This window comes from Serratia entomophila (genome assembly GCF_021462285.1).
GTDB classification, from domain to species: Bacteria; Pseudomonadota; Gammaproteobacteria; order Enterobacterales; family Enterobacteriaceae; genus Serratia; species Serratia entomophila.
Window position 1 is genome coordinate 4288198 of sequence record NZ_CP082787.1, and the last position, 20820, is coordinate 4309017.

The window sequence follows — 20820 nt, forward strand, 5'->3', positions numbered from 1 at the left end:
GTTACGGCTTGCCGTTGCGGATAGGCTTGCGCGGCGGCCGGTTAGACGGCGTGCGCTGCCGGGTGATGTCGGTATGCTTGGTCAACGCCGGGCGCGTATGGCGCTGCAGGCGTTTCGCTTCGCGCTGCTCGTCGATACTCGGCGCCGGCACCAGGCACTCGCGCCGGCTGCCGATCAGGTGCTTCATACCCATCTCTTCCAGCGCGGTGCGGATCATCGCCCAGTTGGCCGGATCGTGATAGCGCAGCAGCGCCTTGTGCAGGCGGCGCTGGCGATCGCCGCGCGGCACCACCACGTCTTCGCTCTTATAGCCCACCCTGCTCAACGGGTTCTTGCCGCTGTAATACATGGTGGTGGAGTTGGCCATCGGCGACGGGTAGAAGTTCTGCACCTGATCCAAGCGGAAGCGGTTCTTCTTCAGCCACAGCGCCAGGTTAACCATGTCCTCGTCGCGAGTGCCCGGGTGCGACGAAATGAAATACGGGATCAGGTACTGCTCTTTACCCGCCAGCTTCGAATAGTGGTCAAACAGCTGTTTGAAGCGATCGTAACTGCCCATACCCGGCTTCATCATCTTCGACAGCGGGCCTTCTTCGGTGTGCTCCGGCGCAATCTTCAGGTAGCCGCCGACGTGGTGGGTGGCCAGCTCCTTGATATAACGCGGATCTTCCACCGCCAGATCGTAACGCACCCCGGAAGCGATCAGGATCTTCTTGATGCCTTCCAGAGAACGCGCCCGGCGATACAGCTTGATGGTCGGCTCGTGGTTGGTGTCCATGTAGGTACAGATTTCCGGGTAGACGCACGAGGCGCGGCGGCAGGTCTGCTCGGCGCGCGGATTGGTGCAGCGCAGCATGTACATGTTGGCGGTCGGGCCGCCCAGATCGGAGATAACCCCGGTGAAGCCCGGCACCTTGTCGCGGATTTCTTCGATTTCACGAATGATCGAATCTTCCGAACGGCTCTGGATGATGCGGCCTTCGTGCTCGGTGATCGAACAGAACGAACAGCCGCCGTAGCAGCCGCGCATGATGTTCACCGAGAAACGGATCATGTCGTAGGCCGGGATGGTTTCCTTGCCGTAGGACGGGTGCGGAATGCGCTGGTACGGCAGCGCGAACACGCTGTCCATTTCCGGCGTGGTCAGCGGGATCGCCGGCGGGTTGATCCACACGTAACGGTCGCCATGCTTTTGCATCAGCGCACGCGCGCAGCCCGGGTTGGTTTCATGGTGCAGAATGCGCGAGGTGTGCGCGTACAGCACCTTGTCGCCCTTCACCTTTTCGAACGACGGCAGCAGCACGTAGGTTTTTTCCCACGGCTTCGGCTTGGCGGCGCGCACGGTCACCGGCTTGGCCTCCGGCTCCGGTTTCGCGCCGTCGGCGCACGGCAAATCGTCGCCATACGGGTTCGGAATAGGTTCGATGCGGCCCGGCTTGTCCAGGCGGGTAGAGTCCACGCCGCTCCAGCCCGGCAGCGCCTCTTTGCGCATGACGGCGGTGTTGCGGATGTTGTGGATCTCGCTGATTTTCTCACCGGCGGCCAGGCGATGCGCCACTTCCACCAGCGGGCGCTCGCCGTTGCCGTAGATCAGCATATCGGCTTTGGAATCCACCAGCACCGAGCGGCGCACGGTATCCGACCAGTAGTCGTAGTGGGCGATGCGGCGCAGGCTGGCCTCGATGCCGCCCAGCACGATCGGCACGTCTTTGTAGGCTTCCTTGCAGCGCTGGCTGTACACCAGGGTGGCGCGGTCCGGGCGTTTGCCGCCGACGTTGCCGGCGGTGTAGGCGTCGTCATGGCGCAGCTTGCGGTCGGCGGTATAGCGGTTGATCATCGAATCCATATTGCCGGCGGTGATGCCGAAGAACAGGTTCGGTTTGCCCAAACGCATAAAATCGTCTTTGTTGCTCCAGTCCGGCTGCGCGATGATACCGACGCGGAAGCCCTGAGCTTCCAGCATGCGGCCGATGATCGCCATACCGAAGCTCGGGTGATCGACATAGGCGTCACCGCTGATAATGATCACATCGCAGCTGTCCCAACCCAGTTGGTCCATTTCTTCGCGCGACATCGGCAAGAATGGCGCGGGGCCAAAACATTCGGCCCAATAGGGCTTATAGGAAAACAGTTCACGCTCAGGTTGGATCAGACTGGTGGTGCTCATGCTGGTGCTCTTTTCACAGGTTAATTAATCGCCGGGCGGCGATTATACGCACTAGTTGCAAAAAGAGCATGGTTATTTAACTAACTGTTCACTTCAAATTCGTAAACGTCGCTGCGGCACAGGGTTTCACTGAACGCCAGCACCTCCCCTTGCGCATTGCGGCTGGTCTGGATGATGCGCAGCAGCGGCGTGCCGCGGTTCACGTTGAGCAAGTTGGCGATTTCATGATTGCAGGCCACCGCCTTCAGCAGAAAATGCTTACCCTCCGGCACGATGCCGCGCGTTTGCCACAAAGCATGCAGCGAATGCTCGAGCCGATCCGGATCGGGCAAAAAGCGCGGCGGTATATAGGTGGTCTCCAGCGACACCGGGTTGCCGTCCATCAGCCGCAGGCGGCGCAGCTTCACCACCCTGGCGCTGCTGTCCAACGCCAGGGCTTTCGCCACGTGGGCCGGTGCCGCCATATGGGTGCGCAGCAGCCACTGGTTGCTGACGCTGCTGCCGTTGCGCAGCATCTGGGTGGTAAAGCTGCTGTCCTGATTGCACGAATAACCGATATGCAGCGCCACCCGGGTGCCGACGCCTTGCTGACGCACAATCAGCGACTTTTCCTCCAGCAGCTTCATCGCCTTGCTGACGGTCACCCTGGACAGCATCAGCCCCTCCGCCAGCAGCCGTTCCGGCGGCAAGAAATCCCCCGCCACCAACGCCCGCTGCTTGATGGCCAACTCGAGCGCCGCCGCCAGCTGCATGTAGCGCGGCGCCGCCGCCTCCTGCGCCAGCTGTTGGCACAGCCAGGCTATAAAGTCGTGCATGAACTCCCACCCCCTTATCGGTCGCTTTCCGCCGCCAGCCTTGCTTTTATCCTATTTGCCTGGCGGCGATAGCGACGCCCGCCTCATTTTTACAACGCCGGTTCTCCCAAAGCACCCGATCATTTTGGTTGGTTCGACCAGTTTCCGCCAGGCAAAGCCGGGGGATTATTTGCTGTTTTATTCAGCGGGCGGTGCGGCCGCGGCGTCGCCCCCCTCGACTCTGCGCGGCTGCGCCTTCATCATGGCGGCTAGCGGAGGATATCGATGAATGAGTTAGTCGCAGTAAAACCGATTTTGGCGCTGGGTAGCGCCATAGGTGAAATAACGCCAACGCAGCAGCGACGCATTGGCGGCAGTGCGTTCAACGTGGCGCGAACGCTGCGGCGCCTGCATGCGCCAGTGATCAACGGCATGCCGGTCGGCAACGGTGAGTGGGGTGTTGCTATCGAAGCCGAAATGGATCTGCTGGGCATCCCGGTGCTGCTGCGCCATGGCCTGATGGACAACGGCTGGCGCCGGCCGAACGGCGAATACGTCGCCGGCTGCGAAACACAGTGGAATAAGGCGCAGCTGGCCATGCTGCCGCTGACGGAAGACACGCTGATTTACATCAACGGCGAACAGCTGGCGGGAGAGAACGGCGAGGCATTGCGCGAATGGTTGACACGGCTGCCGTTCGATCAGCCGCGGCTGATCGACATCGGCTCGCACATGGGCCTGCTCGACGAAGACTTCTTCGCCATGCTCAGCGACAGCCATACCCTGCTGACTCTGAGCCGCGATGCGCTGGCCACGCTGTGCGGTGCAGACGACCCGCTCGCCGGCGCCCAACGCTTTGCCGCCGCGCATAATCTGGCGCTGATTTGCCGCCTCGGGCGCGATGGCGTGTGGATTTGCGACGGCGACAGCCCACCGCTGCGGGCGGGCGAGTACCCGGCCGCAGCCGCCGGCGACACCCACAGCGCAGGCCTATTGGCCGGGCTGTCCGCCGGCCTGCCGCTGGCGCAAGCGGTCGAGCTGGCCAACCTTAGGGCGCCGGCTGCACCATAAACTGGCCGGCGGTGCCGCGATCCGCCATCTCCAGCGTCTGGCTGTAGTAGAGGAACGGGAAATGTTCTGAGGTCGGCTGGTTAAAGTAAACCAGCAGCTCGACGTCGCCGTCGATCCAAACGGTATCCTTCCAGCCGCGATCTTCCGCCATCGGCTGTGCGCCGTTAACCCGCTTAATCAGGAACTGCACGCCCTGTATATGGAACGCCTGCGGCGTATCCGCGTGGATATTCCAGCGTTCCCAGGTGCCCTGCTGGGTTTGCACGTCGATGCGGTTCATATCCCAGATGGCGCCGTTGATGCCCGCCACGCTGTCGCCCAGGCGAAAATCGCGGGTGCGGCTGGCGCTGCCGTCCAACAGCTGATCCGCCAGCAGGCGCATCGGCAGGTTATCGGTCACCAGCGGCAGCAGCCCGGTCGGCCGCAGGGTCAGCACCTGGGTAGACACCAGAATGCTCGAAGGTTCGAACAGGCCGCGCAGGCGGTCCATGATGCCGGCTGCCTCTCCGGCGGTGATGGTCACCTCGTCGCCTTTCGACATGTCGATCAGCACTTCGCGGCGCTCGCCCGGGGCCAGAGACAGCTGCTGCACCGCCACCGGCGCCGGCAGGAAGCCCTGATCGCTGGCGATCACGTTCAGCGGCCGGCCATCGCTGAGCTGCAGCATGTAGCGGCGCGAGTTGGAGGCATTGAGCAGGCGCAGGCGCACCCAGCCGCGCGACACTTCCACATAAGGGTTTTGCACGCCGTTGACCAACAGCGTATCGCCGACGAAGCCGCCCTGCGAAGGCGGGTCGTACTGCGGGGTGCCGAAGTTGTCGAAGCGTTTGTCCTGGATAATCAGCGGGAAGTCGTCGACGCCGTAGTGGTTGGGCAGCGGCAGCGCCTTGCTGACGTCGTCCTCCACCAGCCACAGCCCGGCCAGGCCGTTGTAGATATGCGGCGCCATACGGTTCGGCGTGTTAGCGTGATACCAGCAGGTGGCGGCGCCCTGGCGGATCGGCAATACCGGCGACCAGTCGACGTTCGGCGACATCATGCGCGGCGCGCCGCCCATCAGGGTGCCCGGCAGCTGCAGGCCGCTGATGGTCATCGCCACCGGCTCCGGCAGGCGGTTGCTGTAGATCAGTTTGACGTCGTCGCCGTTGTAAACCCGCACCGTCGGCCCCAGGTACATGCCGTTGATGCCCCATACCGACGCCTTGCGGGTATCCATGAATGCCCAGTGGGCGCGCTGCAAGGTTAAAAACAGCGGCTGACCGCGACGGGATTCCAGCAGCGGCGGAATAGGTAAAGGGGTCTGCGCTCCGCTCGCCTCAGCCCTCAGCGGCACGGCTCCTGCGCACAGCGCCAGGCCCGATGCCTGTATAAACTGACGTCGACTGAGTGACATATCTTCTCCATGAAAAACAATGACTATACCCTGTGCAAAGCCCGGGCTCCTGATAATAAAGATTAGCAGGAGCCCGGGCGCTAACGGCGTTTGGCGCCGTTTAATACTTCATTCTTTGAAGCCGGTGGGAAATATTATTTTCCGGCCGCGTTGCGCTGGGCGACTTCTTCGTCCAACTGGGCGATTTTCGCCAACATCAGCGTATGGCAATGGGCCGCCAGTTCACGCACATTTTCTTTACCGTATTGGCTGATGTCGACCGGCTCCAGCATTTCCACGATCGCATGGCCGTTATTCCAGCGGTTAAGATTAATTTTACCGCTGGTGGTGGAAACGCAGATCGGCACAATAGGCACGCCGGCGGCAATTGCCGCATGGAAGGCGCCGGTTTTAAACGGCATCAGCCCACGGCCGCGGCTGCGGGTGCCTTCCGGGAACATCCAAATCGAAATATCGCGTTTTTTAAACTGCTCCGCCACTTGGGCGATGGTGCCGTGCGCCTTGGCGCGATTATCGCGATCAATCAGCAGATTACCGGTCAGCCAATACAGCGGGCCGAAAAAGGGAACCCACAGCAGGCTTTTTTTACCCACGGTCACGGTGCGCGGCTGCACAATTTTGGCGGCCGTCACCATGTCATAGTTATTTTGGTGGTTGGCGATATAAATGCAGTTGCCATTTTTGGCCGCATCGGCCGGAACCCGCGTTTCCACTTTCAAACCGAATAAGCCGGACAAGCGGCCAAACAGGTGACCGAAGGTTGCCACATGGCGGGGATCGCGCGGGCTGAACAAGCAGTACACAGAGCCGAAAATACACACCAGAATACAATAGAGAGTGGCGAGAACGGCACGTAAAATCAATAACATAACAACCTCATTAGCACACTGCCGACGCAGACTGACTCGCTGCGCAGATTCCTTTACTCATTATTCGATTGCAGTACGCGGAAAGCGAAAATGGCGCCTGCATTTTTTGCTATTTTCCCGCCAGCCGGCGATGCGCACAATAATTTTATGCGGGGAAATGTTAATTATTTGAAAATAACCGCCGACGGTGAGAAATAAAGCGGGCGCAGCATGCTGCGCCCCGCCCGTTAATCGCCCGCGTTCGCTTACTCTTCGCTGTCGCCGGCGGCCGCTGCGCGCGGCGGCGCATCCACTTCGACGCGATCGATACGCTGCAGGCCGCGCGGCAACTGGGTGCCTTTGCGGCCGCGCTCTGCGCGGAACTTCTGCAGATCTTCCGGCCGCAGCGTCAGCTTGCGTTTACCCACGTGCAGGGTAACGGAGGTCTGCGGCGGCAGTACGAACAGCCAGGCCAGTTTGTCTTCCCCAGCCGCAGCCTGCGCCGCCGGAATGGAGACAATCTTGTTGCCCTTGCCCTTCGACAGCTGCGGCAAGTCGGCGACCGGGAACATCAGCATGCGCCCGGCGGCGGTGATCGACAGCAGCATATCGTCTTCGCCGTGGATCTCCATCGGCGGCAGCGCCCTGGCGTTATCCGGCAGGGTAATCATCACCTTGCCGGCGCGGTTGCGCGCCACCAGATCGTTGAAGGTGCAAACGAAGCCGTAGCCGGCATCGGAAGCCATCAGCAGTTTTTGATCGTCCGCCGCCATCAGCACCTGCTCAATGGTGGCGCCCGGCGGCGGCGTCAGCTTGCCGGTCAGCGGTTCGCCCTGGCCGCGCGCCGAAGGCAGCGTCAGCGGATCCAGCGCATAGCTGCGCCCGGTGGAGTCAATAAACACCACCGGCTGGTTGCTCTTGCCGCGCGCCGCGCTGCGGAAGCTGTCGCCGGCCTTGTAGCTCAGGCCGCTCGGATCGATATCGTGGCCTTTGGCGCTGCGCACCCAGCCCATTTCTGACAGCACTATGGTCACCGGCTCGGACGGCACGAAGTCGTGTTCGCTCATCGCCTTGGCTTCTGCACGCTCGGTAATCGGCGAGCGGCGATCGTCGCCGTAGGCCTGCGCATCGGCCTGGATCTCTTTTTTGATCAGGGTGCTCAGCTTGCGCTCAGACGCCAGCAGCGCCTGCAGATGATCGCGCTCTTTGGCCAGCTCATCCTGCTCGCCGCGGATCTTGAACTCTTCCAACTTGGCCAAATGGCGCAGCTTCAGCTCGAGGATGGCTTCGGCCTGGGTATCGGAGATGCCGAAACGCTGCATCAGCACCGGCTTGGGTTCGTCCTCGCTGCGGATGATGTGGATCACTTCATCGATGTTGAGGAACGCCACCAGCAAACCTTCGAGGATGTGCAGGCGCTTCAGCACTTTCTCAAGGCGGTAGTTAAGGCGGCGGCGCACCGTATCGCGGCGGTAGGCCAGCCATTCGGTGAGGATTTCCACCAGGCCTTTCACCTGCGGGCGGTTATCCAGACCGATCATGTTCATGTTGATGCGGTAACTGCGTTCCAGATCGGTGGTGGCGAACAGGTGGTTCATCACCTGCTCCAGATCGATGCGGTTGGAACGCGGTACGATCACCAGGCGCGTCGGGTTCTCGTGATCGGATTCGTCACGCAGATCCTCGACCATCGGCAGCTTTTTGGCGCGCATCTGGCTGGCGATCTGTTCCAGCACCTTGGCGCCGGAAACCTGGTGCGGCAAGGCGGTGATCACCGCGCTGCCGTCTTCTTTTTTCCACACGGCGCGCATGCGCACCGAGCCGCGGCCATTCTGGTAAATTTTGCGGATTTCGTCGCGCGGGGTGATGATCTCGGCTTCGGTCGGGAAGTCCGGGCCCTGCACGAATTCGAGCAGATCGTCCAGCGAACTGCCCGGTTTGTCGAGCAATGCGACGGCGGCGGCGGCGACTTCGCGCACGTTGTGCGGCGGAATATCGGTGGCCATGCCGACGGCGATGCCGGTGGTGCCGTTGAGCAGAATGTTCGGCAGGCGCGCCGGCAACATTTTCGGCTCCTGCAGGGTGCCGTCAAAGTTCGGCACCCAGTCGACGGTGCCCTGGCCCAGCTCGGCCAGCAGCACTTCGGCGTATTTGGACAGGCGCGATTCGGTATAACGCATGGCGGCGAAGGACTTGGGATCGTCCGGCGCACCCCAGTTCCCCTGGCCGTCCACCAGCGGATAACGGTATGAGAATGGCTGCGCCATCAGCACCATGGCTTCATAGCAGGCGCTGTCGCCGTGCGGATGATATTTACCCAGCACGTCACCCACGGTACGGGCGGACTTTTTGAATTTGGCGCTGTTGCTCAGCCCCAGCTCAGACATGGCGTAGATGATGCGGCGTTGTACCGGCTTCAAACCGTCGCCAATGTACGGCAACGCCCGATCCATGATGACGTACATGGAATAGTTCAGATAGGCGTTTTCAGTGAATGTGTGCAGCGGTAAACGCTCTACACCGTCATGAGTCAGATCACTCATTACTCAATTATCCTCAGACCGTGGCTTGGCAATCCCTGGACGACAAGGGGCATCGCTTGTCGATTCTGCCCGCGATAGTAACCCATCTGCGGGGTGGCTGTCACAGTTGGCGCAAGGATCGCTGACGCAAGCCGCTTCAGCCAACGAGTTTATGCAAAATTTCAGCATCCATCGGCTTTTTTGTTGACTCTGAGTCAACACTGTTGTGCTGTCGATCACATTTTTACCTGCATTGCTAAAGATTATACTCCCCGTCAGCGAAATGTTTTCCGCCCCTTGGCGCGGAGAACACGACATATCTTAACTCTGACAGGAGCCGCGAAAGATGAGCAATATCCTGATTATCAATGCTAAAAAACAATTCGGCCATTCCAACGGCGAACTGAACCAGACCCTGAGCGACGTGGCGGAAAGCTTCCTGAGCGACGTGCCGCATAATGTACAGGTCACCGTGGTCGACGACGGCTATGACATCGAGGCCGAAGTGCAGAAATACCTGTGGGCCGACGTGGTGATTTACCAGATGCCGGGCTGGTGGATGGGCGAACCCTGGATCCTGAAAAAATACATCGATGAAGTGTTCACCGCCGGGCACGGCAGCCTGTACGCCAGCGACGGCCGCACCCGTTCCGACGCCGGCAAGAAATACGGTTCCGGCGGCCTGATCCAGGGCAAAAAATATATGCTGAGCCTGACCTGGAATGCGCCATTGGAGGCCTTTACCGATCCCGGCCAGTTCTTCCACGGCGTCGGCGTCGACGGCGTGTACCTGCACTTCCATAAAGCCAACCAGTTCCTGGGGATGGAAGCACTGCCGACCTTTATCTGCAATGATGTGATTAAACAACCGGATATCGACAGCGATATCGCACGTTATCGCGCGCACCTGACGGAAGTTTTTGCTTAAGCGAATCACTCAACATTAAACCAACGAGGTAAAGATGATCACTGTAATCGCAGAAATCAAAACCAAGCCGGGCCACCGTGACACCGTGCTGAAAGCGATTGGAAAACTGGTGCCGCTGGTGCTGGCGGAAGACGGCTGCAGCGAATACACGCCAATGACCGATAGCCACACGCAGGCGCCGTGGCAGAAGCGGTCGCCGGATTCGATCTTCATGCTGGAAAAATGGCAAAGCCAGGCGCACCTGGAAAAACACCTGGAGATCGATCACATGCTCAAGCACCGTGAAACCATCCAGGACAGCGTGCTGGACACCACCATTTACATCCTGGACAACGCCCTGTAAGCCCCAGCCCTATAGCGTCTGCGCGTCGATGTGCGCGCTGACGTAGTCCAGAAAGCAGGTTATGCGCGCCGCCAGCTGAGTATTGCGGTAATACACCGCGTTAATCGGCTGGCGCACGTCCAGCGTATCCTGCTCCAGCAAGCGCACCAGCCGCCCGCTGCGCTGATCGCCCCGCGTCATGAAATCCGCCAACTGCACGATGCCTTCGCCGCGCAGCGCCAGCTGCCGCAGCGTCTCGCCGCTGGAAGCCGAAATGGTCGGCTCGATGGTGAAATGCTGCGCCTGCCGATTGCGCAGCGGCCACTGATTCAACGACTCCGGTTGGGTAAAGCCCAACAGGCAATGCTGGTGCAGCGAGTCTACGCTGTGCGGGGTGCCGTGCCGCGCCAGGTAATCCGGGCTGGCGAGGATGCGCAAGCGGCTGGATCCCAGCAGGCGCGCGTGAATGGTCGAATCGCGCAGCACGCCGATGCGGATGGCGATATCGGTACGCTTCTCCAGCAGATCGATAATCAGGTTGTCGGTATTCAGCTCAAGCTCAATTTGCGGAAAACGCTGCCGAAACCCCGCCACCAGCGGCACGATAACGTGTTCCATAAAGGGCGCGGCGGCGTTGACCCGCAGCCGCCCGGCCGGCATCAGCCGGCGCAGCGCCATCTGTTCTTCGGCATTCTCCACTGAACGCACGATCTCACGCGCATGGTTGAGGAAGCTTTGCCCCTCTTCGGTCAGCTCAAGCCGGCGTGTGGTGCGGCGCATCAGGGTGGTGTCGAGTTTCTTTTCCAGGCGGCTCAGCGCGCGGCTGATGCCGGAGGTGGTCTGGCTGAGCTGATCGGCGGCGGCGGTGATCGAGCCGCTGTCGACCACGGAAGTGAACGCCAGCAATTCTTCGAGGGTGATCTTCATGCGTCCGCCCTGCGCTATCGGGCGCGGCAAACGGCGCCCCCAACGAAAATAAGGCCCGGCGGGAGCCGGGCCTGAGAACGGGTCAGACCGACAGTTCGGCCATATCGCCCTTGTCCTGCAGCCAGTTGCGGCGATCTTCCGAACGCTTCTTGGCCAGCAGCATATCCATCACCGCCAGCGTTTGGTCCACATCGTCCTCGTTCACCGTCAGCTGCACCAGGCGGCGAGTGTTCGGATCCAGCGTGGTTTCGCGCAGCTGCAACGGGTTCATCTCACCCAACCCTTTAAAGCGCTGGACGTTAGGCTTGCCCTTTTTGCGCTTCAGCTGTTCCAGCACGCCGGCTTTCTCTTCTTCGTCGAGCGCGTAGAACACCTCTTTGCCGAGGTCGATACGGTACAGCGGCGGCATCGCCACATAGACGTGGCCGCCCTTCACCAGCGAGCGGAAGTGGCGCACGAACAGCGCGCACAGCAGCGTGGCGATGTGCAGGCCGTCGGAGTCCGCATCCGCCAGGATGCAAATTTTGCCGTAGCGCAGCTGGCTGAGATCTTCGCTGTCCGGATCGATGCCGATCGCCACGGAAATGTCGTGCACTTCCTGCGAGGCCAGCACTTCGTCCGAGGACACTTCCCAGGTGTTCAGGATCTTGCCTTTCAGCGGCATGATCGCCTGATATTCACGGTCGCGCGCCTGCTTGGCAGAGCCGCCCGCGGAGTCCCCCTCAACCAGGAACAGCTCGGTCATGTTCAGGTCTTGCGAGGTGCAGTCCGCCAGCTTGCCCGGCAGCGCCGGCCCGCTGGTCAGCTTCTTGCGCACCACTTTCTTGGCGGCGCGCAGGCGGCGCTGGGCGCTGGAAATCGCCAGCTCGGCCAGCTGTTCCGCCGCCTGGACGTTCTGGTTCAACCACAGGCTGAAAGCGTCTTTCACCACGCCGGAAACGAAGGCCGCGCACTGGCGCGACGACAGGCGTTCTTTGGTTTGCCCGGCAAACTGCGGATCCTGCATCTTCACCGACAGCACGTAGGCACAGCGATCCCAGATATCTTCCGCCGACAGCTTCACCCCGCGCGGCAGAATATTGCGGAATTCGCAAAACTCGCGCATCGCGTCCAGCAGGCCCTGGCGCAGGCCGTTGACATGCGTGCCGCCCTGCATGGTCGGGATCAGGTTGACGTAGCTTTCGGTCAACAGTTCGCCGCCTTCAGGCAGCCACAGCAGCGCCCAGTCCACCGCTTCGGTGTCACCGGCGAAGTTGCCGACGAAGGCCGCTTCCGGCAGGGTAATCAAGCCGTTGACCGCTTCCATCAGGTAGTCGGTCAGGCCGTCCTGATAGCACCAGCGCTGTTCGGTGTTGTTCACCTTGTCGATGAAGTAGATCTCGACGCCGGGGCACAGCACCGCTTTGGCTTTCAACAGGTGGGTCAGGCGCGAAACCGAGAAGCGCGGGCTGTCGAAAAACTGCTCGTCAGGCCAGAAATGCACGCTGGTGCCGGTATTGCGCTTGCCGCAGGTGCCGGTCACCGTCAGGTCCTGCACCTTGTCGCCGTTTTCGAAGGCGATGCCGTAGACGTTGCCGTCGCGCTTGACGTTGACTTCCACCCGCTTCGACAGGGCGTTGACCACCGAAATCCCCACGCCGTGCAGGCCGCCGGAGAACTGGTAGTTTTTATTCGAGAACTTGCCGCCGGCGTGCAGGCGGCACAGGATCAGCTCAACCGCAGGCACGCCCTCTTCCGGGTGGATGTCCACCGGCATGCCGCGGCCGTCGTCAATCACCTCCAGCGACTGATCGGCGTGCAGAATCACGTCGATGCGCTTGGCGTGGCCGGCGAGCGCTTCGTCGACGCTGTTATCGATCACCTCTTGGCCGAGGTGGTTTGGACGCGTCGTGTCGGTATACATGCCGGGACGACGGCGCACTGGTTCTAGACCGCTGAGTACTTCAATGGCATCAGCGTTATAGCTGGATTGAGTCATCGTTGATTATTTTTTCGTGGTTAAAGGAAGGTGCCGGAACCGTCTGCTCAGACAGCGTTTAGCCCTAAAAAATCCACAATCTGGGGGAAGTAGTGCTCGAAACCGACGAAGGCGTGGTTTCCACCCGACTCCACCGTTTGCCGGCAGGCGGTGTAATAGGCCACCGCCTGCCCGTAATCGAGAATTTCATCGCCCGTTTGTTGCAGCAACCAGATTAAATCCGGTGACTCCAAGGGATCGATCTGCATCACTTTCAGATCGTAAACGTGACGAGACTCTAACACATATTGCTGGCCGGTGTAGGGGTTCTCGTTTTCGCCAAGGTAGTCGATCAACAGCTCAAACGGCTTCACTGCGGGGTTAACCACCACCGCAGGCAGCGAAAAACACTGCGAAAGCCAGGTGGCATAATAGCCGCCCAGCGAAGAACCCACCACGCCCAGCGTTTGCCCGGCGCGCGCCATCACCAGGTTTTCCAGCATCTCGGCGGCTTCCGCCGGGAATGCCGGCAGCTGCGGCACCAGCATCTCGATGCTCGGGTGGTGTTCAGCCAGCCAGGCCTTGAACGCCGTCGCCTTGGCCGACTGCGGCGAACTGTTGAAACCGTGGAGATAGAGCAGTGTAGAAGGCATCAGTACCCGTCCGAATCCATGTCAGGGCGGAAATCATCGTTTTCCAGGCGGAACACCTGCGTTTCGACGCGGCCATCCGGCAGCAGATCGAGGTAACGCCAACCGGGAGAAACGTCGTCAATGGTGAAATTCGTGCAGTGCGGTTTGAACTGCACGCAGGTGGACGGCGTCGCCAGCAGGCGGCGGCCTTGCCACTCGAGATCCAGATCCTGGTGAATATGCCCGCACACCACGGTGTTCACCTTCGGATAGCGCAGCAGGATCGCCCCCAGCATGTGCGGGTTGCGCAGGCTATGCTGATCGAGCCAGGTGCAGCCGGACGGCAACGGATGGTGGTGCAGCAGCAACAGGGTGTAACGCTCGGGATAAGCCTGCAGGCAGCGCTCCATCCACTCTAGCTGGTACTCGCTCAGTTCGCCGTGCGCCACGCCGAAGACCTGGCTGTCGAGCATCAGCACCTGCCAGTTGTCGCCCAGCAGCACCTGCTTTGACGGCGCGATGCCGGCGGCGGCCAGCGCGTCGACCATCGCCGGCTGGAAATCATGATTGCCCGGCAGCCAGACGCAAGGCGCCGGCAACCGAGCGATACCGTCGGCAAAGCGCCGGTACGCGGCCAGGGAATGATCCTGCGCCAAATCGCCGGTGGCGACGATAAGGTCGACCTCGCGCCCCTGCGCCTGGATGGCGTCCAGCACCGCATGGTAGCTGCGATAGGTATTGATGCCGAGCAGGGTCTCGTTTTCGCCGGCAAAAAGGTGGGTATCTGTTATTTGTAGGATCCTGACCGTGTTCCCACTTTCCACGGGCAGTTTAAACAGGCTTTCCAAATGGTGTCCTTTGTTATTTCAGTCTGTCTAACAAACCGGAACCGCCATCGCTCCATGCGCTAAACAGTAGCGCAACCAATCAGCAAGAAACTGGTTAATTTGATGCTTTTCGTCGCGTTGATGCAACTTTTTGTTCGGATAATCATAACGCGCTTTAAAGCGATAGATCTGCTGACTGGAACACACTTCCGCAACCATGGCGTCATGATACAGCCGCACCGTCATGGCGGGCAGGCTCCAGTAGCTGACGGCGGGAAAGGTCTGCACAATCTCCACCAGCGAGGTATAGCGCGTAGACTCAACAATGGTCAGACGATAGTGAGCGCCGTTCACCTGATAAGTCACCGTTTCACCCACTTCGTCATTGCGCGGCAGCAAGCGGCGCAATTGCGCGAAGTTGGTTTCGCACAATCTCATCATTTCGGGGAAATCGGGGGTATAGCGCTGTTTCATTAGTTGGCCCACTCTTTTCTTAGCGATTCATGGTGCAACGCCAGCCACTGCAATGCAATCACCGATGCGGCGTTATCGATCGCGCCCTCTTCAACCCAGCGATAAGCCTGCTCGCGGCTGACCACATGGACGCGGATGTCTTCGTTTTCTTCCTCCAGTCCATGGATGCCCTCCGCCGTGGCGGCGTCCACCTCGCCGACCATAATCGACAGACGCTCGCTGGTGCCACCGGGGCTGGCCAGGTAGCTCAGCACCGGCTTGCAGCGCCCGACCACCACGCCGGCTTCTTCCTGCGCCTCGCGGCGGCACACGTCCTCGACGCTTTCGCCGGTTTCAATCATGCCCGCCACCATTTCCAGCAGCCAGGGCGAATGGCTGCTGTCGACCGCGGCAATGCGCAGTTGTTCTATCAACACCACTTCGTCGCGCACCGGATCATAGGGTAACAGCACCGCCGCATGCCCGCGCTCGAAAATCTCGCGTTTAATCTCGGGGCTCATTTCGCCATTGAACAGGCGGTGGCGAAACCGGTATAAATTGAGTGAAAAAAAACCACGATACAGCGTCTCACGTGCAATAATTTCTACATCTTTTTTATCGAAAGTAACCGGCGAAGGCTGCGAACGGCTCATAAGCGGATTCTCCTGCGTGAGTATGCCGATAAAATAAACAGTTTTGATGACAGAAACGGCGCGATAATCTGCCGCGGCTTTATGATAGATTGTCAGCCATGATATCAGGTGTGACGTATGCGGCCAGTTGAACTATGGTAAACACGGCGGCCTGAAAGGTAAAAGTTACGCCAGATGGCACATTCAGCCACCTGATGCGTACGGCAGACTCTGTTAGAATCGGCAACTATTTCGTCTATCGTCAGCGCTAACTTAGCAATATTGCTGCACAACAAGGAATGCAAATGAAGAAACTGCTCCCCCTTCTTATCGGACTGAGCCTGAGTGGCTTCAGTGCAATGAGCCAGGCAGAGAACCTGCTGCAGGTCTACAAACAGGCTAGGGAAAGTAACCCGGATCTGCGCAAAACCGCCGCTGACCGTGACGCCGCATTTGAGAAAATCAACGAAGCGCGCAGCCCGCTGTTGCCGCAGCTTGGTTTGAGCGCTGGGTATACTTATACCAACGGCTATCGCGATTCTCGCGACACCAACAGCAACGCCACCAGCGGCTCGCTGGCGCTGACCCAGACCATTTTCGACATGTCGAAATGGCGCCAGCTGACGCTGCAGGAAAAGACCGCCGGCATCTCCGACGTCACCTTCCAGACCGCAGAGCAGACGCTGATCCTCAACACCGCCACCGCCTATTTCAACGTGCTGAAGGCGATTGACACGTTGTCCTATACCCAGGCGCAGAAAGACGCGGTGTACCGCACGCTGGATCAAACCACCCAGCGCTTCAACGTGGGCCTGGTGGCGATAACCGACGTGCAGAACGCCCGCTCCAATTACGACACCGTGCTGGCGGCCGAAGTTTCCGCCCGCAACGATCTGGACAACGCCCTGGAAACGCTGCGCCAGGTGACCGGCGCGTTCTATCCGGAACTGGCCTCGCTGAATACCGATCGCTTCACCACCCAGCGGCCGGAGGCGGTGAACAACCTGCTGAAGGAAGCGGAAGCGCGCAACCTGAGCCTGCTGTCCGCTCGCCTGAGCCAGGATCTGGCGCGCGAGCAGATCCGCTCGGCGCAGACCGGCTATATGCCAACGGTGGATTTCAACGCCTCCACGGCAATCTCCAATACCAAGAACAGCGGTTCGCGCAACACATTGTCAGATGCCGACATCGGTCAGAACAAAGTGGGCCTGAGCTTCAACCTGCCGCTGTACAGCGGCGGCGCGACCAATTCGCAGGTAAAACAGGCGCAGTACAACTTCGTCGGCGCCAGCGAACAGCTTGAAAGCTCGCACCGCAGCGTAGTGCAGACCGTGCGTTCGTCGTTCAACAACGTCAACGCCTCGATCAGCAGCATCAACGCCTACAAACAGGCGGTGGTTTCCGCGCAAAGCTCGCTGGACGCCATGGAAGCCGGTTATCAGGTCGGTACCCGCACCATCGTCGACGTGCTGGACGCTACCACCACGCTGTATAACGCCAAACGTCAGCTGTCTGACGCGCGTTACACCTACCTGATCAATCAGCTGAACATCAAATCCGCGCTCGGCACGCTGAACCAGAACGATCTGCTGATGCTGAACGGCGCGCTGGGCAAACCGACTTCCACTTCACCGGATGCCGTAGCGCCGCAGAACCGCACGCAAGATGCCTATGCTGACGGTTATCAGGACAATGCGCCGATGGAGCAAACCGCAGCGCCGGCCGCCACCCGCGCCTCCGTGCCGGCGGCCGCTGCCACTCAGCCAACGCGCAACAGCGGCAACCCATTCCGCAACTGATGCGCGCAATGGAATAAACACGGGGTTCGGCATCTGCCGCGCCCCGTTTTTTTTGCCTTCGTCACCGGTTCTGCCCGCCGCCTCACAGCCAGCCGCCCTGCCTGAGGTGATATCATCTTGCTCATTGTTTTTCTCAGCGTGAGTGAGATCCGATGGACAATGTTTCGAGCTGGCGGCGGCTGATCGCCGATGGCGCCTTGCCGCCGCCGGAGCGCCCGTCGCCGGCGATTTACGCCTCCTGGCTGCGCTGCCGCAGCCTGATGCAGCCCGGCGTCTGGTCGCCCCCGCACCGCGCGCTGGGCGCCACCTTCGACTCCATCTGCCAGCGCAAGAACGATCTGCTGACGCTCGGCCAGGCGGCGCTGGAAGACGCCTGCGAATATATGGAGCCACGCCGCTGCCTGCTGATGATCCTGGACGAAAGCGGCTGCATGCTGTGGCTGTGCGGCGACGCGCAAACGCGAGAACGCCTGCTGCAGCTGGGTTTTGCCCCCGGCGCCTACTGGTCGGAGGGGCGCATCGGCACCAACGCGCCCGCACTGGCGGCGGCGGAGGGCCACCCGGTGCGGGTCAGCGGTGGCGAACATGTGCGCCAGGCGCTGCATGGCTGGTCATTCTCCGCCACCCCGGTGTACGACAACAGCGGCCGCCAACGCGGTTCTATCGCGCTGGGTTGCCTGCTGGCCGACGGCGCCGCCGGTGATTTGTCATTGACGCTGGCCATCGCCCGCGAGATTGGCAACTCGCTCAACGCCGACGGCCTGCTGGCGGAGTCCAACCGCCACCTCAATCAGCTTTACGGCCTGCTGGACGGAGTAGACGACGGCGTGGTGGCCTGGGACCACCGCGGCCACCTGCAATACATCAATCGGCGCGCCGCCGGGCTGCTGAAGCTGGATGAACAACAGTGCCAGGGCAAACCGCTGACCCAGCTGCTGACGCTGCCCGCCCTGTTGAAGCGGGCCATCGCCCTGCGCCAGCCGCTGCAGCACGTAGAAGTCACCTTCGAAAGCCAGCGGCAGTTTATCGCCACGCTGCTGACCCTAAAGCCCATCTTCGACGGCGAACGCTGCAGCTTTATCGCCCTGCTGCACCCGCTGGAGCGTTTGCAACGATACGTCAGCAGCCAGCTGGGGCGCGTCAGCCACAGCTTCGAGCAGATGCCCTCCGCCTCGCTGGAAATGCGCCGGCTGATCCGCTACGGCCAACAGGCGGCGAAGGGGCAGCATCCGATCCTGCTGTGCGGTGAAGAAGGGGTAGGCAAAGAGCTGCTCAGCCAGGCGATCCACAACGCCAGCGAACGCGCCGCCGGGCCCTATATCGCCCTTAACTGCCAACTGCTGCCGGAAGATCGGGGGCTGCGCGAACTGCTGGGCAGCGACGCCAGCGAGGAAGAGTCGGGCCAGCTCAGCAAGTTTGAGCTGGCCAACGGCGGCACGCTGTATCTTGAACAGATCGAATACCTGCCGGCGGAAATGCAGTCGGTGCTGCTGCAGGTACTGAAAACCGGCGTGGTGATGCGCCTCAATTCCAGCCGGGTGATCCCGGTGGACGTACGGGTGATCGCCGGCAGCGCCGCCAACCTGCCGTTGCTGGTGCAGCAGAACCGTTTTCGCCGCCAGCTGTTTTACAGCCTGCAGGCATTCGAGATCCAGATCCCGCCGCTGCGCCAGCGGCTGAGCGATATTCCGCTGTTGGTCAAACACCACCTGCGCGCGCTGGAACAGCACTTCCAGTGCCGCTTCCGCGTGGACGATGAAGCGCTGACCCAGCTCTCGCTCTACCTATGGCCGGGCAACGATCTGGAGCTGAAAGGCGTGGTGGAGCGCGCGGCGATGATGTGCCACGGCCACCATATCCAGCTGGCGGACCTGCCGGAACATCTGCTCGGCCAACAGCCGCTGCTGGAAAGCGAGCAGCAGCCCGGCATGCCGCTGCTGACCCTGAGTGAAATGGAACGCCAGGCGATTCTGCGCGCCGCCGCCGTCAGCCGCGGCCAGCTGAATGAAATGGCGCAGCTGCTGGGCATCGGCCGCACCACCCTGTGGCGAAAAATCAAACAGCAGCAGATTGATATCCGCCAATTCAAGCTGCGCGCCTGAAACCTCAGTGACTGAGCTGCAGCACCCCGCGTGCGGCGTCCAGCATCGCTTTTTGGCCGCTGCGGGTTTTGCTCATGCAGTCTTTCATGCCGACCACCATCGGAATGCCCATCGCCTTCGCCAGAATGGCGCTGTGCGACAGCGCATTGCCGCCGCTGAGGCAGATGCCGAGCACCAGGCGGCGATCGAGCATCACCACGTCGGAAGGCATCAGTTCGTCCATGACCAGAATCGACGGCGCCTTGAGCGCAATCGGCGGCAGCGGCTGGCGCTGCAGGTGGCTCAGGGTGCGCCGCAGCATGTCGCGCACGTCCAGCTCGCGGGCCCGCATATAGTCGTCGTCCAGCGCGCGGTACTCTTCGGCGATCGCCTCCAGCTCCTGCCGCCAGGCCTGCTCGGCGCAGCACTGCCGCTGGGCGATGCGGGTATAGGCCGCCTGCTGCAGATCCGGATCGTCCAACAGCATGCTGTGCGCGCCGAAGATAGCCGCCTGCGGTTTGCCGATCAGCGTGCCGGTGCGCTCCGCCAGCCGGTTCAAATCGCTCAGGGTGTGTTGCAACGCCTCGCGCAGCCGCTGCTGTTCGTTCAGCACTTCGTCTGCGCCAATGTTCCGTTCGGTGAACGTCGGCCAGAAGCTGTGCGCCTGAAACACCGGGCCGCTGGTAACGCTTTCCGCCACCGGAATGCCGTGCAATGAAGGTTGCTGCGCTGCGGATACCGTTTCACCAAAGTGCTGTTCCGCCAGCGCCTTGAACGCCGCCAGCGCCTGATCCTCCTGCGCGCCGGCGGCGATCAGGCGAATGGTGTCGCCGTGGCGCACCTGCAGCAACGCCAGCTGGTTAAGGCTGCGCGGGTTGACGCACTGCCCCTGCTTTTCCAGCACCAGTTCAGCCTCGAACGGTGCCAGCGCCTCCGCCAACCGCGCCGCCGGGCGCGCGTGCAGCCCGTGCGGATTTTGCACCGTCCAACTGAGGCTTTTGCCCTGTTTCAACGGCAGAGACAGGCTTTTCGCCGCCGGCGACGCCTCGCCCAGCTGCGCCTGTTTGGCCTGCAGCGCGCCCTGCGCCTCCGCCGCCACCTGCTCCAGCGAAGCGCCGGAATTGGCGGCCACCACCGCCGCCAGGGTGCCTTCCACCAGCGGCGCGGCGCACAGCCGCACCCGGGCGGCCAGCTGAGGATCCAGCAGATCGATCGCCGTTTCCGCGCTCAGCAGCGCGCTGCCCAGATCCATCAGCACCAGAACGCCGGCGCCGTCGGCCACCGACTCAATCGCTTCCATCACTTTGACAGCATCGGTGCCTATCGGGTGTTGTTCGTCGTCTACGCCCGCCGCCAGCGCCAGGCGGCAGCCGTCGCCGCGCATCATCTGCTGCGCCAGCTGTTCAACCCCGCGCGCCAGCAGCGCGCTGTGTGAAACCACTACGATATTGATCATCCTCGCCTCCT

The 20820-nt window shown here is 61.2% G+C and carries 17 protein-coding genes; 5 read left to right on the forward strand and 12 right to left on the reverse strand.

The window, feature by feature from the left end; translation table 11 throughout:
- Nucleotide 1 precedes the first annotated feature (1 nt).
- Nucleotides 2–2167 carry a YgiQ family radical SAM protein gene (locus KHA73_RS20565; RefSeq protein ID WP_234586352.1) on the reverse strand — a complete coding sequence of 722 codons (2166 nt, stop codon included), beginning with the start codon at nt 2165–2167 and terminating at the stop codon, nt 2–4.
- 80 nt (nt 2168–2247) lie between these two features.
- On the reverse strand, nt 2248–2982 hold the full coding sequence (locus KHA73_RS20570) for a GntR family transcriptional regulator (RefSeq protein ID WP_234586353.1): 735 nt from the start codon (nt 2980–2982) through the stop codon (nt 2248–2250).
- A gap of 264 nt (nt 2983–3246) precedes the next feature.
- On the opposite strand from KHA73_RS20570, the gene KHA73_RS20575 reads away from it, so the two are divergent.
- Nucleotides 3247–4032 carry a PfkB family carbohydrate kinase gene (locus KHA73_RS20575; RefSeq protein ID WP_234586354.1) on the forward strand — a complete coding sequence of 262 codons (786 nt, stop codon included), beginning with the start codon at nt 3247–3249 and terminating at the stop codon, nt 4030–4032.
- Here KHA73_RS20575 and ftsP read toward each other — a convergent pair.
- From ftsP to parC, 3 genes are all read right to left on the reverse strand, one after another.
- The gene (gene ftsP / locus KHA73_RS20580) at nt 4010–5425 is read right to left on the reverse strand and encodes a cell division protein FtsP (RefSeq protein WP_234586355.1); all 1416 of its coding nucleotides are present in this window, start codon (nt 5423–5425) and stop codon (nt 4010–4012) included. The genes KHA73_RS20575 and ftsP overlap by 23 nt on opposite strands.
- A gap of 134 nt (nt 5426–5559) precedes the next feature.
- Nucleotides 5560–6294 carry a 1-acylglycerol-3-phosphate O-acyltransferase gene (locus KHA73_RS20585; protein WP_234586356.1) on the reverse strand — a complete coding sequence of 245 codons (735 nt, stop codon included), beginning with the start codon at nt 6292–6294 and terminating at the stop codon, nt 5560–5562.
- Nucleotides 6295–6539: 245 nt separating this feature from the next.
- The gene (gene parC / locus KHA73_RS20590; RefSeq protein ID WP_234586357.1) at nt 6540–8816 is read right to left on the reverse strand and encodes a DNA topoisomerase IV subunit A; all 2277 of its coding nucleotides are present in this window, start codon (nt 8814–8816) and stop codon (nt 6540–6542) included.
- Between the two features lie 325 nt (nt 8817–9141).
- On the opposite strand from parC, the gene KHA73_RS20595 reads away from it, so the two are divergent.
- Nucleotides 9142–9723: an NAD(P)H-dependent oxidoreductase gene (locus tag KHA73_RS20595; protein WP_234586358.1), complete on the forward strand. Its 582-nt coding sequence runs from the start codon at nt 9142–9144 to the stop codon at nt 9721–9723.
- Between the two features lie 34 nt (nt 9724–9757).
- On the forward strand, nt 9758–10066 hold the full coding sequence (locus KHA73_RS20600; protein ID WP_234586359.1) for a putative quinol monooxygenase: 309 nt from the start codon (nt 9758–9760) through the stop codon (nt 10064–10066).
- 9 nt (nt 10067–10075) lie between these two features.
- On the opposite strand, the gene KHA73_RS20605 is transcribed toward KHA73_RS20600, so the two are convergent.
- From KHA73_RS20605 to nudF, 6 genes are all read right to left on the reverse strand, one after another.
- Complete coding sequence (locus KHA73_RS20605; RefSeq protein WP_234586360.1) at nt 10076–10972, reverse strand: LysR substrate-binding domain-containing protein; 897 nt, start codon at nt 10970–10972, stop codon at nt 10076–10078.
- 82 nt (nt 10973–11054) lie between these two features.
- Complete coding sequence (gene parE / locus KHA73_RS20610; RefSeq protein ID WP_234586361.1) at nt 11055–12950, reverse strand: DNA topoisomerase IV subunit B; 1896 nt, start codon at nt 12948–12950, stop codon at nt 11055–11057.
- A 47-nt stretch (nt 12951–12997) separates the two neighbouring features.
- Nucleotides 12998–13582 (reverse strand): esterase YqiA, encoded by a 585-nt coding sequence (yqiA, locus tag KHA73_RS20615; RefSeq protein ID WP_234586362.1) that lies wholly within the window; start codon nt 13580–13582, stop codon nt 12998–13000.
- Nucleotides 13582–14409, reverse strand: coding sequence for a 3',5'-cyclic-AMP phosphodiesterase (cpdA, locus tag KHA73_RS20620; RefSeq protein WP_234586363.1), 828 nt, complete (start codon nt 14407–14409; stop codon nt 13582–13584). The genes yqiA and cpdA overlap by 1 nt, the downstream gene beginning before the upstream one ends.
- A gap of 27 nt (nt 14410–14436) precedes the next feature.
- Nucleotides 14437–14862 (reverse strand): DUF1249 family protein, encoded by a 426-nt coding sequence (locus tag KHA73_RS20625; protein ID WP_234586364.1) that lies wholly within the window; start codon nt 14860–14862, stop codon nt 14437–14439.
- Nucleotides 14862–15494, reverse strand: coding sequence for an ADP-ribose diphosphatase (gene nudF / locus KHA73_RS20630; protein ID WP_234586366.1), 633 nt, complete (start codon nt 15492–15494; stop codon nt 14862–14864). Before nudF ends, KHA73_RS20625 begins: the two co-directional genes overlap by 1 nt.
- 284 nt (nt 15495–15778) lie before the next feature.
- On the opposite strand from nudF, the gene tolC reads away from it, so the two are divergent.
- Complete coding sequence (gene tolC / locus KHA73_RS20635; protein WP_234586367.1) at nt 15779–17272, forward strand: outer membrane channel protein TolC; 1494 nt, start codon at nt 15779–15781, stop codon at nt 17270–17272.
- 152 nt (nt 17273–17424) lie between these two features.
- A complete protein-coding gene (dhaR, locus tag KHA73_RS20640) occupies nt 17425–19374 on the forward strand; it encodes a dihydroxyacetone kinase operon transcriptional regulator DhaR (protein WP_234586368.1) in 1950 nt (649 codons plus the stop codon).
- A gap of 4 nt (nt 19375–19378) precedes the next feature.
- Here the strand turns inward: dhaR and dhaM are convergent, their stop codons facing one another.
- A complete protein-coding gene (dhaM, locus tag KHA73_RS20645) occupies nt 19379–20809 on the reverse strand; it encodes a dihydroxyacetone kinase phosphoryl donor subunit DhaM (protein ID WP_234586369.1) in 1431 nt (476 codons plus the stop codon).
- Nucleotides 20810–20820: the final 11 nt, after the last annotated feature.

What these genes read in the sequence shown, in the direction of transcription:
- tolC (WP_234586367.1), top strand. Translation starts at nt 15,779, where the DNA reads ATGAAGAAACTGCTCCCCCTTCTTATCGGACTGAGCCTGAGTGGCTTC.
- KHA73_RS20605 (WP_234586360.1), bottom strand. Translation starts at nt 10,972, where the DNA reads ATGAAGATCACCCTCGAAGAATTGCTGGCGTTCACTTCCGTGGTCGAC.
- KHA73_RS20565 (WP_234586352.1), bottom strand. Translation starts at nt 2,167, where the DNA reads ATGAGCACCACCAGTCTGATCCAACCTGAGCGTGAACTGTTTTCCTAT.
- KHA73_RS20625 (WP_234586364.1), bottom strand. Translation starts at nt 14,862, where the DNA reads ATGAAACAGCGCTATACCCCCGATTTCCCCGAAATGATGAGATTGTGC.
- KHA73_RS20595 (WP_234586358.1), top strand. Translation starts at nt 9,142, where the DNA reads ATGAGCAATATCCTGATTATCAATGCTAAAAAACAATTCGGCCATTCC.
- dhaM (WP_234586369.1), bottom strand. Translation starts at nt 20,809, where the DNA reads ATGATCAATATCGTAGTGGTTTCACACAGCGCGCTGCTGGCGCGCGGG.
- KHA73_RS20570 (WP_234586353.1), bottom strand. Translation starts at nt 2,982, where the DNA reads ATGCACGACTTTATAGCCTGGCTGTGCCAACAGCTGGCGCAGGAGGCG.
- KHA73_RS20600 (WP_234586359.1), top strand. Translation starts at nt 9,758, where the DNA reads ATGATCACTGTAATCGCAGAAATCAAAACCAAGCCGGGCCACCGTGAC.
- dhaR (WP_234586368.1), top strand. Translation starts at nt 17,425, where the DNA reads ATGGACAATGTTTCGAGCTGGCGGCGGCTGATCGCCGATGGCGCCTTG.
- nudF (WP_234586366.1), bottom strand. Translation starts at nt 15,494, where the DNA reads ATGAGCCGTTCGCAGCCTTCGCCGGTTACTTTCGATAAAAAAGATGTA.
- KHA73_RS20585 (WP_234586356.1), bottom strand. Translation starts at nt 6,294, where the DNA reads ATGTTATTGATTTTACGTGCCGTTCTCGCCACTCTCTATTGTATTCTG.
- ftsP (WP_234586355.1), bottom strand. Translation starts at nt 5,425, where the DNA reads ATGTCACTCAGTCGACGTCAGTTTATACAGGCATCGGGCCTGGCGCTG.
- parC (WP_234586357.1), bottom strand. Translation starts at nt 8,816, where the DNA reads ATGAGTGATCTGACTCATGACGGTGTAGAGCGTTTACCGCTGCACACA.
- parE (WP_234586361.1), bottom strand. Translation starts at nt 12,950, where the DNA reads ATGACTCAATCCAGCTATAACGCTGATGCCATTGAAGTACTCAGCGGT.
- KHA73_RS20575 (WP_234586354.1), top strand. Translation starts at nt 3,247, where the DNA reads ATGAATGAGTTAGTCGCAGTAAAACCGATTTTGGCGCTGGGTAGCGCC.
- yqiA (WP_234586362.1), bottom strand. Translation starts at nt 13,582, where the DNA reads ATGCCTTCTACACTGCTCTATCTCCACGGTTTCAACAGTTCGCCGCAG.